Source organism: Paenibacillus silagei (assembly GCF_017874735.1).
GTDB lineage: Bacteria > Bacillota > Bacilli > Paenibacillales > Paenibacillaceae > Paenibacillus_AQ > Paenibacillus_AQ silagei.
On the sequence record NZ_JAGGLV010000029.1, the window covers coordinates 1 to 13,366 of the forward strand.

Sequence of the window (13,366 nt, forward strand, 5' to 3'; positions counted from 1 at the left end):
AGCATCTTAGGCGGTTAGAATCCATGTAGATTAGACCGTTTCCATTCATCCCCCACTTAAAGAAGATGGGAGAATTCTGTCAACTGAGGGTTAAATGTAGTTATACTTGCTTTTGTATGCTGCTGGTACCAGGCATCATAAGTGTTCCCGCGTTTTTCAATACGTTTTTTAATTGTGTTTTCGGATGCTAAGAGACAAAAATGAAAAACTTCTCGATCCATACTTTTAAAACCGTTGTAAATGTATTCGAAATTCACAGCTTTGTATATTGTCATAGGAACAATAAGATGTTTCTTGTACTTCTTCAATAATTCTTGAGCTGTCTTTACAGCAAGTATTCTCCATAATTCTATATCCTGAAAATCATCAGTTAGTTCCTCTTCATCTTCTGTAATGATCTTTCTTAACATATATCCAACTTCCTCAGGATCATAAATCATGCTATTTGGAATTAAGGGTTGAAGCCTTTGAGCAGTCGTAGTCTTACCAGAGCCAAATGCTCCGTTAATCATAATAATCAAGTGATCACTCCTGGATTCATAAATAAGTTGATTATTTACTCCTCAACCTCAAATATAGAATCAATAATAATTGGAAGATTGTCTCTAACCGAAACAGCTCCAAAGACTGAACGGGCATGGATACCTTTTTCTCCGAAAACATCCAGCATCAGATCAGAACAGCCATTTAACACTTTATGATGTTCTTCAAAATGAGCGACCGCATTCACAAAACCCTGAATTTTAACCACTCGTTTCACTTTATCCAGTGTATCTAAAGCTGTTTGTAGTACAGCCAAAATCTCAATCCCCGTTTGCCGGGCAAACTGATAACCTTCTGCGGTGGTATACTCCTGACCTAACTTACCTTTAGGCGTACCAGCAGGTCCTTTGCCTGAAACGAACAATAACCCGTTTACTTTTACGAAGTTTGCATACTTAGCTGCCGGTTCGCTTGCATGGGGGAGAACGATTCCTAATGTTGCTAATCTACTAGCCACTGTTTGATCAGTCATTTTTCAATCTCCTCACTCATTAGATTTGGAAAAATTAAAGCAAGGTATCAGGGTGTGCCGTACTTCTCTACAAATTCTTTGATTAATTCATCCCTTTTTTCTTTTCCAACAAGAATCCAAGTTTCATTTTGAAGCCGAGTTGATATTAACATTTTTGCAGTATTAATTCTTAAGTTTTTACTAAAAGGTGTTAAGGCCAGAGAACAGAAAAGTATAACCAGGACTGCAATTCCTAAAACCGTTCATTTTAAATTCATGATTCTTCCCTTCCTTCGTATGCCGTTCTATGTACTTAAGCAAGGACAATCCTCCTCATCATATCATTGTTGTATTTTAACATATTAAGGAATCACCGTCGTCCCAATCCCATTAGTAAATAGGGTATCTATCAGCTTGACCAATTCTTCCGACGACAGATCCTTGTCATTCCGTATCCACAGGCGAAACATCGACATTAGTGTGGATATGTAAAACTCAATGATATAGGGTGCTAAAGCTTCATTTGCCGGAAGGTCGACAATTAATCGCTCAAAAGGAATTTCTCTTTTCAGACGTTCAATAAAACGAACAGAACCATAGTCGCCCAAGAGGGCTTTCAGGATTGAAATTTCCTCTGCGTTCTCCAGACATTGAAGTGCGTCTTGGAAGGTATGTGTGGAGAATTCTCTGCTTGCCATTTCCTCTTTAATGGATCTAAAAACACGCTCTTCAACATTGTCCAACAACTCATAGATATCCGTAAAGTATTGATAAAAGGTGCTGCGGTTATATCCTGATCGCTTTGCGATCTCTTGGATGGTTATTTTTTCAATGGGTTTCTGGCTATATAAATCGCAGAATACATTGATGAAGGTTTGTCTTGTTTTATCCGTAATTTCAGGTTGCTTATTCATTATTGGCCTCCAGTTTCTGTACACCGATTACACGACAAATTTTAAAAATCTGATGGTTGATGGTCCTATAGCGCTTCTATACAATAAATTATACAACACGTTGTTGGATAATCAACAAGGATTAATATATAGGCTCAGGAGGCTAATATGAGAATTTTATTTTTCGGCAGAGGTGTCATATCGGTCCAGTATGCTTGGGCGATGGAACAGGCAGGACATACAGTGGAGTTCTACGTTAGACAAGGGAGAAAAGAAACCTTCGGCAGCAGCATCGAGCTTGAAATGTGGGACGCACGAAAGGGGAAGCAGCTCGTCAAAGAAAACTGGAACGTTACATTGCATGAGAAAATCAGTCCCGGTTATGACCTCATTATTGTGAGTGTCAACACGGAGCAGCTTCCGGCAGCAGCACAACTATTATCGGCAGTTGCCGGGAGCACGCCTATCCTCATCTTCAATAACCTTTGGCAGGATTTGAAATCATCGATCTCGCCCCTGTCTATGAACAATGTGGTCTTTGGATTCCCGGGAGGCGGCGGTGGCATTGAGGACAACAGGCTTAGAGGCGGCTTTTTAAAAATGCTGTTTCTGGAGCAGCCACGGGCAGGCACTGAAGCTATTAACAACAAGGTCAAAGTGCTATTGGAAAGTGCCCATTTTAAAATTCGTTGGATCAAGGATATGCAGAACTGGCTCTGGAATCACTTCGCCATGAATGCGGCAATGGAAGCCGAGGTGTTGAGACTGGGAAGTTTTGCGGCAGTCTTGGATCATAGCGACTCCTTCGCAAATGTTGGCAGGAGTATGAGGGAGATGATTCCGGTAATAAAAGCCAGAGGCGGAAAAGCTGATGCGACTTCTCTGCTGCTGACTAAGATCCCGCCGGCACTTCTCGGCACGCTGTTTAACAAGCTGGTTTTTGCAAAGGGCAGCTTAGCACGGCTTTTCATGGAATACAACAATAGCAGAGCAGGCTTTGCGATACATGAAGTTGTGCGGGAAGCGAAAAAATTAGGTATAGCGTTGCCTCGGCTTGCTGCGGCTTTGGAAAACAGTGGGCAACACAAAGAAGACGTATCGGGATAAGAGTGGTTTAAGATATTTATCGAAACAGAGTAATTCTGAGTTCAATCCACGCACTCTACACACGTAGAGTGCGACTGCATCCAAATTAACAAATACATAAACACAACACACTACAAAATAAGCCGGACCGCATACTTATGAATGCAGGCCGGCTATCTCTGTTTCCTTTACTTGACTAGGACCTCAGCGTGGTGCTCTCTTCCACTCTTCCAAGTGGACTCAGAGGCCCTTATTTCCGAAAAATCCAACTTTTCCAGCATTCGCGGACTACAGGGCGCTTATTGATGGATATGCCACCTGAAAACGCCTCGCAGAGAGACAATAAGCGCACTACAGTCCGCCTAGCCGCAAAAAACAAGGTTTGTTTAAAAATAACGGCCCTCAGGTCCGCGAAGGAGCATGGAGCAGCAGAGTTGGGTAACCAGACGGGTTCGCTCCCTCAACAAGCGTATTTCTCAAGAGCCTTACGCCGCCGCCCCTCCAATCCCCCACGAAGCGCCTCATCCCGCCCCCGCTCCCCCATCTAAGCATTCATCAACACCTGAATGCGCTCCACATCCTGGCTGAATTTCTTCGCCAGGCGGGCTTTGCCGAGGTTGGACTTCACGATCTTCTGCATCCGCTTGTCATCCGTTACTGCGAACTTGGCGAGCATGCGGAAGCCTTGCTCGGGGGCGCGTTCCACAAAGACGCTGAGTGCGTACTCCAAACCTTTGGAGAGAACGCGGAATTCTTCCGCGCCGTAGCGGGTCTGTCCGGCGGCAATCTGGTCCAGGATCTCCTCAGACAGCTCCAGCGCATACAGGACATTGGCCTGCTCCTTCAGCATCGGCGGGTGGGCCAGGGCAGCAACGAAGGCCCGCTGCTCCAGCGCGTTAGCCGTGTCTTTCATGCCATCGAACAAGGTTCGGAGCGCGCCGAAGTCCTGCTCCCCGATGCGCTGCAGCGCCATCGCTGCCGCCTCGCGCATCCGCCAGCGGGCGTCATTCATCGCCGCCCGGCAGCGCTCCAGAATGGTCTCCTGGCGGGCAGGCTCCGCATAGCGGTAATAGCTGCCCATCGCCTGGAGCGCGCAGAACGGCAGGAACTCGCGGGGATCATCCGTCGGCGCTTCCGCCTCCGTCTTGCCGGTCCACTCCACAAGCAGCTCCCAGGCTTCGCTGGCCACCCAGTCCGATGCGAAAGCATCCGCGAAGGTGGAAGCCGCGCCCAGATTCGCCCGGGGTCCCGGCAGGTTCGACTCGCCCATGAGACGCTGCTCCAGTTCCCCGAACCTCCCGGCCTCCTGAAGATCCTCATAGAAGACGTTTTTGGTTACTTTACTATTCATCTCAGTACCCCTCCATCATTTTGGAAAAGCCATCTTGATCTGCTCCTCGCAGAACTCCTTACATACATTGTTGCCCCAGAACAACCCGTGGAAACGCGTGAGCGCAATCGTGTCCTCGCGGATCTCCACCAGCCCTTCCTTCACGAACTTGTCAAACAGCTCGGGGAAATGCTCCTCCGGGAAAACGCCGAATTTGCGGCGGAACTGCTGGCGGTCAATCGCTGTACGGCGCAAGCCCATCGCCAGGAACTGGTTGGGCAGATCCTCTGCCTTCACTTCGTAGCCTAAAGCAATGGGCAGGTCGCCGGATGTAATCTTTTTCACATATTCAGGGAGTAATTTCACATTCTGGTAGGCATACCCGCCCACATCGCCGAACGCCCCCAGTCCCACAGAGAGCAAGTCCAGGTAATCGTCAAAATGCTTGCGGCTATACACATGATGGCCTCCCGGCCGGACGAAATCATAAGTCGATTCCACCGAATAGCCCTGCGACTCCAGATAACGGCAAGCCTCTATATACATCTGCTGCTCCAGCTCAAGTCCGCCGCAGGCCGGAAGCTCGCCGCTGGCAATGCGCTTCGCCAGACCGAAGCCGGGAATAATCTTCAGCGGAAACAGCGTGACATGACCGATGTCCAGCTCCACTACCTTCGCCAGATCCTCAAGCCATTCCTGCATCGTCTGGCCCGGCAGATTGTACATCAGGTCCAGGCTGACGTTCGCGATGCCCGCCTCTCTGGAATCCTGAATCGCCCGCAGGGAATCCTCCCCGGTCTGAAGCAGCCCAAGACGTCTGCCCAGCTCATCGTTGAACGTCTGCACCCCTAGACTGATCCGGTTCACCCCAAGCGCCTGAAGCAGCTTCAGCTTGGCAGCGGTGAACGAGGCGGGATTGCCCTCGAATGTGATCTCTTCGATATTATGCATAGGAAGTGTAGCCTGTAGCTGCTCGAATAATGCGGTAATCTCTTCCTCGTCCAGCACGCTTGGCGTCCCGCCGCCGATATATAGCGCCTCCACTGAGCAATTGCGGATCTGCGGCGTCATCCCATACATCTCCAGCTCGCGGAACAGTGCAGCCAGATAATCCTTGCGGGCTCCCTGCTCGTTGAACGCCTTGGGGTACGGGCAGAACGGGCAGATCGAGTCACAGAAGGGAATATGTACATAGACCAGTTTGGAGCTTGCCGCGGCTTGATTCAAGTTCATGAGTGACGGCAGCCGTTTGCTGTCCTCTGGCGACACCGGTGTGTTCCCCATGGGATAGTGCCCTATCCCGATCTCCCGGAACGGGTACACAGGTTTGTTCATTCTATCAAGTCCTTCCTCCAATTGAATTCATAAGCATATCTTTATAGATGTGGCGTGATGCGGACAGAGCATCGGTGAGCAGGTCAGCGCTGTAGTCCTTGGACTGGTAGTAGGCTGGAAAAAGCAAGTTATCCTCAGCCCGGATCACCTGCTCCTGTAGAGCGATATGGTAGAGTGCGGTGTGAGGGTAGACACGAATGCCTTGGCTGGCCAGAATATACACAGGGTTCATCTGATTGACCACCTGGACCGTCTCTTGCACCGTCTCCGCATCCTCTCCCGGCCCGCCGAACAGCAGCGATACCGAGTAGGGAAGCTGATAGTGTTCCAGCAGGTGTCCCAGCTTAACCAACTGCTCCGGGGTGAACTGCTTGCCCATCCGCCGGAGCATCTGCTGTGAACCTGAGTCGGCCCCGATGTCCACGAAGCGGCAGCCGTTCTCCTTCAGCGAGCGGATCAATTCCTCCGTAACATGAGCCGGGGTCAAGGCGCAGCTCCATTCCAGCGAGGGGCTTGTGCAGCCGATCAGCTTACAGAACTCCACCGTCTCCTCCACCTCATGATTGAACACCCCGTCTACAAAAGTGATGTTATGCACCTGATAGTCATTCTCCAGGATCTTCATATCTTCACTGAACTGCTCCGCAGGAATCCGGCAGGCACCGGCATTCATGTAGCCCTCCGAGCAATAGATGCAGTGCCGGCTGCAGCCTCTGGAGGCCTGGTAGCCCATCGAGGCTTTTTTGATGCGGGGGTTCGGGATAAAATACTGCGGAGCGAACAGCGGCTTCGGCGGAATACGGCTGTACACCGGATGATAGGCGGGATCTGCATTACGTACCGTGCCTGTCTCCGGGGCCTGCCCCCGCTCGATCTCACGGGCCAGCCGCACCGCTTCCGCTTCGCCCCCGCTCCCTTTGATGCCGTAATCCGCCCCCAGCTCCTTCACCAGTTCGCCCGGCATTACCAGCATTGCAGCCCCGCCAAGCAGTACCTTGGCTGAACTGCAGGTACGGCATACCTGCATGACTTGCTGTATAAAAGCGAGATAGCTCTCCGGCTGCTGGATCACCTGATTATCGATGTTGCGCACCGAGAGGCAGATCAGATCTGCTCCGTTAACCCGCAGCTCCTCGCGGAGCGCCTCCAGCGGCTCAGCCACAAAAGCCAGATCCAGAAAGCGTGCCTTAAATCCGGCAGCCGTGAGGGCCGAGTAGACCATCCCCGCCCCGACAGGCAGGACCGGCAGCGGCTTCAGCAGCGTATTCGTAGACACCACCAGTATTCTCATGCTTCACTCCACCCGCTCTTCCTCATTCAAATGAACATCCAGTCCGGGTTGCGCTCCCGGTACGGCGCACAGATACTGTTCGCCTGCTCCAGGCTCAGCTTCGGGGACATGAAGAATTTCGGATGAAGCAGCTCATCCGGCTCCGGCGAACCTGCATAGCTGTACATATCGGTGGACGGCAGAATACGGATGCCGAACAAGCCGAAGATGCGCTGCACCGCAAGCTCCTCCATCAGCTCCAGCGTCTCGTGCAGGGTCTCCGGTGTCTCCTCCGGCCCCCCGATCAGCAGGCAGAAGCTGAAGTCCAGCGCCTGATCGCGGCAGAGCTGGACCACTGTCCGGATCTCGGCCTGCCGGAAGTTCTTCTTGAACGACCTGAGACAGATATCGCTGCCTGAATCAATGCCGAACTCCACCTCCGTACACCCGGCCTGCCTAAGCAGCCCGGCGAATTCTGCCGTAAAGAACCGCGGATTCAGGAAGCAGCCCCAGGATAACGGAAGTGTCCGCCCGATCAGCTCCCGGCAGATTTCTTCGGCATGCTCCAGGGGATAGTTGAACACACTGTCCACGAAATCAAATGAGCCGATGTCATACTGCACCACCATCTGCTCAATCTCATCGGCAACCCCCTTAGGCGACCGCAGGCGGACGGCCCGGCCCTCCAGTGACGGGTAAGCACAATAGGTACAGCTTAGCGCACAGCCCCTTTTGGTCAATACATTATGACGGACCCTACGGTCCACATCATAGCTGTGCAGAAACCCGCTGCGGCTGGGAAAATACTCCTGATCCAGCTGTTCAGGCGCATACGGCGACCAGTAATTCCATTCCCCGGCCCTTGTCCTGAACATGAGCCCGCTTACTGCGGATGGCACCTGCCCCGCTTCCAGCTGGCTAAGCAGCTCCACGATGCTGTCACAGCCGTCACCGACAATGCCGTAATCGGCTCCCGTCTCCTGCAGCCACTGCCGGGGCAGGAGCGAGAAGCCCGCCCCGCCCAGAATGATTCCGGCCCTGCTATTCCATTCCCGCACCCAATCCACCATCAAGCAGACCTGATCCACGAAGCTCCGGGGATATTGCATGCAGCAATTATCCAGGTTACGGATCGACAAGCCGATGTAATCGGGCGCATAGGCGTTAAGGTAATTCGTAACGGCCTCCCGGGTGTACTCCAGCTGAGTCATGTCCAGCATGCCTGCCTCCCAGCCGGAAGCGACAAGACTGGCGTGAATATAGCTAAGACCCAGCGGGAATACAGGGGGCCGCTTCTCCGTATTCGCCGAGATCAGCAGCACTCTGCCCATGCTCACTCCCCCTTAAGAAAAGTGAGCGCGGCAGCAGCTACGTCTTCGCCCGCTTCAAGAAACATAAAGTGTCCAGCGCCTGGAACCGAATGCATCCGGGAGTCCGGCAGGTACCGGTTCAGCTCCAGGGCCTTGTGCAGCGGCGTAATCCGGTCCTCTTCCCCGCTTATAATCAGCGATCTCTGCCGGATGCCCTGAAGGATCGGCCGGAGATCGGGATGCTTGATCTGAATCATCAGACGGTGGGTCGCGGCAGGCAGCCGGGACCAGCCCTCCAGAATCTGATGCTGAACCTCCTCATGGCCCTCGGTGAAAAAATACGGGACCGCCGCCGCATTCGTCTGCCGCACAGCATCCGGCGTGATCTCTTCCCCGTGCTCCGGCCGCTTGAACGGAACCGCGAAGGTGGCGGCGGCCCCCATCAGCACCAGCTTCTTCACCCGGTCCGGCTCACGGGCGGATAGCAGCAGTGCAAGCGTGCTGCCCAGGGAATGCCCGATGATCGAGACCTGCTTCAGCCCCTGCTCATCCAGCAGCCTGAGAATATCATCAACCATGTCCTCCAGGGTGAAGGCCGGACCGGCGTATTCCGATTGGCCGTGTCCGCGCAGGTCCGCTCGGATCACCTGGTAATGAGGCTCCAGTGCCCGGGCCAGGTCCCCGAAGACGAGCGAAGAGTCCCGGTTGCCGTGCAGACACAGCACGGCCTCCCCGGCGCCCTGCCGGCTATAAAATAAAGGTATCCCCTTAGTCTTCAGCATGTAGTGTGCATCCTCCCTTGAACTTCCCGGCCGGGCCGCTCATACGACAGCTTCCTCCAGATAGTCCACGACCCGGTCTATATCCCGGCCGTCTGATTCATCGACTGCAAACAACCGCCACTCCCCGGGGCTTCTGCCTACCAGAATAGCCGGCTGTCCAGGCGCCAGGGTGCAGCGTGAGGCCAGCTTATCCTCCCAGTCATAGTAGAGCATGAAGCCGGGAACGGTCTGGCTCGTCTTCTCCTTCACGAATTCATGCGTGATGAAGTGGGGCAGTTGCCCCACTCTTGCAATCAGCGCACAGTCTGCGCTCCCGCCGAACTGCTGCTCCAGCTGTTCCAGCAGCGGCCCGCAGCGGAGGCTGGCCTGCTGATCGCCGATAACGAAGATGCGCGGCTGAATCGAAGCCAGTTCACCGAGCGTAACCTCCTCATCCCGGACGTCCTGCACAGTGAAGGCAGACCAGACTTCAGCCTGCACCCCGCGGTCCTGGCTCGGCACCATAGGGTCCTGGCTCCGCTCCATAGCATCCTGCCCCCCGCTTCCCTGCTCTCGCCCTGCCCCCGACTGCCCGGGAAGGTCGAAGTAAGAGAAGCCCAAGGAGGAGGCTACCCGCATCCCGACCGCCCGGGCCATCATCTTCGCCTCTTCCGCTTCTTCAATCGGCTTGCTCCAGGAGCGCTTGCGGATACCCGGCTGGCCGTCATATTCAATCAGGCTGATGCCCGCGCTGGCAATCATCGACAGCTTGATCGCCGTGAAGCAGGGCATCAGCGAGGCCAGCGCCCATTCATGCCCCGGTCCCGCTGCGACAACAATCTGTCCGGCGACCTTGCCCTTGAACGCTTTGCCCTTCACTCCGGCCACCCGGTCGTAATTGTAGTACTCGAAGTCCAGATCCTCGTCGCTGCACGGCTCGCAGCGGTCGATCCAGTTCTTCCAGACGGCCGGAAGCGAGAGCGCATAGACCGGGGAGGCGAAGACGAACCCGTCCGCCTCCTTCAGCTTGTCGTACAGCTCCGTCAACTGGTCCTCCGGGTCCTTCAGCAGGTGGCAGTGCTTGCCGTTCATGCAGTTGCCGCAGCCGTCACAGGGCAGAATGTTGTAATGATTCAGCCGCAGCAGCTCCGTCTGCACCCCCTGCTCCGCTGCGGCTTCAAGCGCAACGGAGAGCAGATATTCGCTGGAGCTGTGATGCTTCTTCATGGACCCGGCAAGCCCGATGATCTTCTTCATCCGGCTGCCTCCTCTAAGTCCAGCTCAGCCGTATCGAAGCCCAGTGCCCGCAGATCGCTAAGCGCGAACATCCGGAAGTCTGCCGGGGTGCACAGTACATTGGCCTTGGCAACATCCTGCCGTAAGACCTGGGCACTTCCCCGGGCAGCCGCCAGCTCCTCGGCCTTCTTCCGGATCTCAGGCCCGGCCATATCGCGGATGAACTCGGGCTTGCGCCCAATGACCGCACCCAGAAGACTCTCGCCCTCCGCGCTCCAGACCGCCTTCGCCCCGGCCGCTGACTCGAAGAAGCTTCCCGAAGCGAGCGCCGCGAACAGCTGCTCGAATTCCTTCAGCGCTTCATCCCCGGGCTTCGCCATGGACACGGTCCGGCTGGCCCATTCAGCACAGTAGCCGCACTTGTCACAGTCCATCCGGTCGCAGCGCTTCGAGCAGAAGCCCTCCAGGAAGCCTTCCATACTCTTGTTGTCGATGCTGGCCTGGAAGCTGAACAGCAGGCGGTATACCTGTCTCATTTTGTCGGACGGTGCGAAATCCTCCTTGATGTTCTTCGAGAAGTTCGGCATTTCAAAGTCAGCCTCGGCCATCCGCGAATTAAGCAGGCTAAGCAGGTTCCCCTCATACTTCCGCTCGGAGTAGGACTGCGCAGTCGCGGCAATCTTCTCCGTGGTCTTCATCCGCTCGGTCAGCTTGAACTTGTGGTAGCCCAGCTCTTCATAGATATACATGTCCTCCGGGCGAATCCACTGCGACTTCAGCAGCTCCTCCGGGTGCTGGAGCTTACGCTCCGTACAGCGCAGCATATAGTAATCCAGCGCGAAGCCGTCCGTCACATGGTTACACTGCGAGGCATGGCTCTGAAAGTTCGCATGATTCTGGCGCATCGGGCAATCCAGCATACAGTCATTAGTCGCAATGAGCTGATAGTCGAGGCGGGTATTCTTGCTCAGGCTCTCCAGGAAGGCGAAGTCACGGTTCCGGCTCTCGGGCAGGGTAATCTCGCTGACGCCCTTTTCCTCGAAATACCGGGCTTGTCTGAGCGTATTCACATTAGCAAAGGTAGACAGGCTGATCTTCACATCCGGCAGCGCGGTGCGCACCATATCAATCAGCATCGGGAGCGATACCGTCACATATTCCGGCTGCAGCGTGCCGATCCATTCCAGCAGCTCGCGCAGGCGGTAATGGAAATCCTTCGTGGTCTCCAGGTTATCCAGACAGGTAGCGTTCAGCAGATAATTGAACTTGAACCCGTAGGCATGCAGCAGCTTCACATGCTCCTCCACCCTCGCCCGGTCTATGGTTGGCAGTGCAAAGGTTGGTCTTCCGCCGCCCACCAGATCAGAGGACAGCTTGCCATAGAAAACATCCACATGCGAATCCTTCAGCAGGATAGGCAACCGGTCATCAAAGTTCGTGCCGACAGACAGCTTCATCCCTTCAGCTCCTCTCCGGCAGCCTCAGCCGGCTTTTGTCCGCGTGCCAGCTTCACACGGCTCTCGAAGGTCTGCTGGTTCGCTTCCGAGAAGAACTCCTTGCAGACGTTGTTGCCCCAGACAATACCTCTCGCGGACAGGCGGATCTCATGCTCATCCGTTTCCAGCAGGCCTTTGGCTACCAGCTCATCGATCGTCGTACCGAAGACCTCCTCAGGCTGGAATCCGAACATGCCGGTGAAATCCTTCCGCTTCACGGACAGCATCCGCAGGCCTTTGGCCATCATCCCGTGCATCGCTTCCAGATCATCCGCCTGGCTGGCGATGAAGACGGACAGGAACTGCTGCTGGAGCCGGTCACTGTACTCCTGGATATCTCCCTGGTTGATATACATCAGCTTATTGACATAACCGAAGGCGGCCGGGCCGTGCGCGAACAGATCCTTCTGCTGGGTATAGTACAAGAGGACATGCCGGTCCTCGAAGCCCGGCTTGGCGAAATCCCACACGCTGTACTGGACATAACCCTCTTCCTGCAGCAGCCGCTTGGCTTCCAGGTACATATCCACTTCCAGCTCGACACTGCCGGTAGGGGGAATCTTGCCTTCCTTGATCATTTTGAACAGTGCTGTGAAGGGTACTACACACAGAGAGAATACCGTGATATGGTCAATGCCCAGACGTACCGCCGTACGGACATCCTCTAGCCATTCCTCCATGGTCTGCTCGGGCAGGTTGTACATCAGATCGATACCAATATTCTCGAAGCCCGCCTCCTTCGCTTCCTCCAGCACCTCGAAAGCCCGCCGGGAATCATGGCTCATCCGCAGATGATGCCCCATCTTGTCATTGAAGGTCTGGATGCCAATGCTGATCCGGTTCGCCCCCTGGGCGCGGATGGCCTGCATTTTCTCCAGCGTCAAGGTTGCCGGACTGCCCTCGAAAGAGATCTGCGCATCCGGCGTCACCCGGTAATTCGCCTGGACACTCTTCAGCATCTCCACCATCCGTTCAGCCGACAGAGCTGAAGGCGTCCCTCCCCCGAACGTCACCGCGCTGATCGTGGACTGCGAACCATACGGGGAAGAAGCATAGATGCCGATTTCGGCCTTGACGGCCTCCATGTACTGCTCCACCTGCTTTTCCTGATAGGCCATCTTGTTGAAGGGGCAGAAGATACAGACAGAGGCGCAGAAGGGAACATGGACATAGACTGCGCCGACATTATGCGCCGGAGGCTGGTCACCAAGGCCCATTGTTCCGTAAATATCAGCCGGGGGAACCTCGGTCACAGGATTGGGGTAGTGGGATACGCAGATAGGATCTCTGTGAGGATAGATATTATAAAAGCGCTCGTTGGACGTTTTAACTGCCATGATGAACACCCCGCTTGGCTTCCACAGCCGACAATGCCGCAGCAAGGCCCGAGGAGACCGCCTCAATCCCTGCCACCGGCAGACAATTCATCACGGTCTCTGTCACTTCCTCCGCGCTCGCACCCAGCTCATAAGCCTTCAGCGCATGCAGCCGGATGCCGTAGGTAGAACGGTCTGTAACTACGCAAGCCAGCCGGATCAATTCCCGCACCTTAGGCTCAAGCGTCCCCGTATCCTCAATCGACTTGCACATGCTATCAAAAGCGGCCCCTACCTGCGGATTAACTCTCATCAACATATCGCTCATCAGCTATACCC

Annotated in this window: 13 protein-coding genes; 1 reads left to right on the forward strand and 12 read right to left on the reverse strand. The window is 54.5% G+C overall.

Annotated features, from left to right (window positions below):
• Positions 1 to 56: 56 nt before the first annotated feature.
• The 3 genes from J2Z70_RS28475 to J2Z70_RS28485 form a co-directional block, all read right to left on the reverse strand.
• Positions 57 to 512 (reverse strand): AAA family ATPase, encoded by a 456-nt coding sequence (locus J2Z70_RS28475; RefSeq protein WP_245368598.1) that lies wholly within the window; start codon positions 510 to 512, stop codon positions 57 to 59.
• A gap of 44 nt (positions 513 to 556) precedes the next feature.
• On the reverse strand, positions 557 to 1,015 hold the full coding sequence (locus J2Z70_RS28480; RefSeq protein ID WP_209878698.1) for a RidA family protein: 459 nt from the start codon (positions 1,013 to 1,015) through the stop codon (positions 557 to 559).
• A 341-nt stretch (positions 1,016 to 1,356) separates the two neighbouring features.
• A complete protein-coding gene (locus J2Z70_RS28485; RefSeq protein ID WP_209878700.1) occupies positions 1,357 to 1,908 on the reverse strand; it encodes a TetR/AcrR family transcriptional regulator in 552 nt (183 codons plus the stop codon).
• A 147-nt stretch (positions 1,909 to 2,055) separates the two neighbouring features.
• Here J2Z70_RS28485 and J2Z70_RS28490 point away from each other — a divergent pair, with 147 nt between their 5' ends.
• Complete coding sequence (locus J2Z70_RS28490; RefSeq protein ID WP_209878702.1) at positions 2,056 to 2,994, forward strand: ketopantoate reductase family protein; 939 nt, start codon at positions 2,056 to 2,058, stop codon at positions 2,992 to 2,994.
• Positions 2,995 to 3,517: 523 nt separating this feature from the next.
• Here J2Z70_RS28490 and J2Z70_RS28495 read toward each other — a convergent pair.
• Genes J2Z70_RS28495 through J2Z70_RS28535 form a run of 9 tightly spaced genes read right to left on the reverse strand, consistent with a single transcriptional unit; the run spans position 3,518 to position 13,355 of the window.
• Entirely contained in the window at positions 3,518 to 4,324 is an 807-nt protein-coding gene (locus J2Z70_RS28495) for a HEAT repeat domain-containing protein (RefSeq protein WP_209878704.1), read from the reverse strand.
• A 15-nt stretch (positions 4,325 to 4,339) separates the two neighbouring features.
• On the reverse strand, positions 4,340 to 5,638 hold the full coding sequence (gene hemW / locus J2Z70_RS28500) for a radical SAM family heme chaperone HemW (protein WP_209878706.1): 1,299 nt from the start codon (positions 5,636 to 5,638) through the stop codon (positions 4,340 to 4,342).
• Between the two features lie 4 nt (positions 5,639 to 5,642).
• Positions 5,643 to 6,929 carry a B12-binding domain-containing radical SAM protein gene (locus tag J2Z70_RS28505; RefSeq protein WP_209878708.1) on the reverse strand — a complete coding sequence of 429 codons (1,287 nt, stop codon included), beginning with the start codon at positions 6,927 to 6,929 and terminating at the stop codon, positions 5,643 to 5,645.
• Between the two features lie 26 nt (positions 6,930 to 6,955).
• A complete protein-coding gene (locus tag J2Z70_RS28510) occupies positions 6,956 to 8,239 on the reverse strand; it encodes a B12-binding domain-containing radical SAM protein (RefSeq protein ID WP_209878710.1) in 1,284 nt (427 codons plus the stop codon).
• Between the two features lie 2 nt (positions 8,240 to 8,241).
• Positions 8,242 to 9,000 (reverse strand): alpha/beta fold hydrolase, encoded by a 759-nt coding sequence (locus tag J2Z70_RS28515; RefSeq protein ID WP_209878712.1) that lies wholly within the window; start codon positions 8,998 to 9,000, stop codon positions 8,242 to 8,244.
• Between the two features lie 39 nt (positions 9,001 to 9,039).
• Positions 9,040 to 10,236, reverse strand: coding sequence for a flavodoxin family protein (locus J2Z70_RS28520; RefSeq protein WP_209878714.1), 1,197 nt, complete (start codon positions 10,234 to 10,236; stop codon positions 9,040 to 9,042).
• A complete protein-coding gene (locus tag J2Z70_RS28525; protein WP_209878716.1) occupies positions 10,233 to 11,672 on the reverse strand; it encodes a U32 family peptidase in 1,440 nt (479 codons plus the stop codon). Before J2Z70_RS28525 ends, J2Z70_RS28520 begins: the two co-directional genes overlap by 4 nt.
• Positions 11,669 to 13,048, reverse strand: a complete 1,380-nt coding sequence (gene hemW, locus J2Z70_RS28530) for a radical SAM family heme chaperone HemW (protein WP_209878718.1) — start codon at positions 13,046 to 13,048, stop codon at positions 11,669 to 11,671. Before hemW (J2Z70_RS28530) ends, J2Z70_RS28525 begins: the two co-directional genes overlap by 4 nt.
• Positions 13,038 to 13,355 (reverse strand): carboxymuconolactone decarboxylase family protein, encoded by a 318-nt coding sequence (locus tag J2Z70_RS28535; RefSeq protein ID WP_209878720.1) that lies wholly within the window; start codon positions 13,353 to 13,355, stop codon positions 13,038 to 13,040. Before J2Z70_RS28535 ends, hemW (J2Z70_RS28530) begins: the two co-directional genes overlap by 11 nt.
• Positions 13,356 to 13,366: the final 11 nt, after the last annotated feature.

Coding starts and splice junctions, on each gene's coding strand:
- J2Z70_RS28480 (WP_209878698.1), bottom strand. CDS start 1,015: ATGACTGATCAAACAGTGGCTAGTAGATTAGCAACATTAGGAATCGTT.
- J2Z70_RS28535 (WP_209878720.1), bottom strand. CDS start 13,355: ATGAGCGATATGTTGATGAGAGTTAATCCGCAGGTAGGGGCCGCTTTT.
- hemW (WP_209878706.1), bottom strand. CDS start 5,638: ATGAACAAACCTGTGTACCCGTTCCGGGAGATCGGGATAGGGCACTAT.
- J2Z70_RS28525 (WP_209878716.1), bottom strand. CDS start 11,672: ATGAAGCTGTCTGTCGGCACGAACTTTGATGACCGGTTGCCTATCCTG.
- J2Z70_RS28495 (WP_209878704.1), bottom strand. CDS start 4,324: ATGAATAGTAAAGTAACCAAAAACGTCTTCTATGAGGATCTTCAGGAG.
- hemW (WP_209878718.1), bottom strand. CDS start 13,048: ATGGCAGTTAAAACGTCCAACGAGCGCTTTTATAATATCTATCCTCAC.
- J2Z70_RS28485 (WP_209878700.1), bottom strand. CDS start 1,908: ATGAATAAGCAACCTGAAATTACGGATAAAACAAGACAAACCTTCATC.
- J2Z70_RS28475 (WP_245368598.1), bottom strand. CDS start 512: ATGATTAACGGAGCATTTGGCTCTGGTAAGACTACGACTGCTCAAAGG.
- J2Z70_RS28505 (WP_209878708.1), bottom strand. CDS start 6,929: ATGAGAATACTGGTGGTGTCTACGAATACGCTGCTGAAGCCGCTGCCG.
- J2Z70_RS28515 (WP_209878712.1), bottom strand. CDS start 9,000: ATGCTGAAGACTAAGGGGATACCTTTATTTTATAGCCGGCAGGGCGCC.
- J2Z70_RS28490 (WP_209878702.1), top strand. CDS start 2,056: ATGAGAATTTTATTTTTCGGCAGAGGTGTCATATCGGTCCAGTATGCT.
- J2Z70_RS28510 (WP_209878710.1), bottom strand. CDS start 8,239: ATGGGCAGAGTGCTGCTGATCTCGGCGAATACGGAGAAGCGGCCCCCT.
- J2Z70_RS28520 (WP_209878714.1), bottom strand. CDS start 10,236: ATGAAGAAGATCATCGGGCTTGCCGGGTCCATGAAGAAGCATCACAGC.